Here is a 538-nt window from a genome sequence, read left to right as displayed (position 1 = left end):
CTGATTCGTGCAAACTCTAGAAAGGAGGTGATCCAGCCGCACCTTCCGATACGGCTACCTTGTTACGACTTCACCCCAGTCACGAATCCTACCGTGGTAAGCGCCCTCCTTACGGTTAAGCTACCTACTTCTGGTAAAACCCGCTCCCATGGTGTGACGGGCGGTGTGTACAAGACCCGGGAACGTATTCACCGCGACATGCTGATCCGCGATTACTAGCGATTCCAACTTCATGCAGTCGAGTTGCAGACTACAATCCGGACTACGATACACTTTCTGCGATTAGCTCCCCCTCGCGGGTTGGCGGCGCTCTGTATGTACCATTGTATGACGTGTGAAGCCCTACCCATAAGGGCCATGAGGACTTGACGTCATCCCCACCTTCCTCCGGTTTGTCACCGGCAGTCTCATTAGAGTGCCCTTTCGTAGCAACTAATGACAAGGGTTGCGCTCGTTGCGGGACTTAACCCAACATCTCACGACACGAGCTGACGACAGCCATGCAGCACCTGTGTACTGGTTCTCTTTCGAGCACTCC

At 54.1% G+C, this 538-nt stretch carries 1 rRNA gene; it reads right to left on the bottom strand.

The window, feature by feature from the left end:
- Window positions 1-20: 20 nt before the first annotated feature.
- Window positions 21-538, bottom strand: a 16S ribosomal RNA gene (locus tag SJI03_RS28820); the annotation flags it as partial.

The sequence above is a fragment of the Janthinobacterium sp. GMG1 genome (assembly GCF_034427795.1).
GTDB lineage: Bacteria > Pseudomonadota > Gammaproteobacteria > Burkholderiales > Burkholderiaceae_D > Janthinobacterium.
This window is presented reverse-complemented; position numbering and strand designations above follow the sequence as displayed.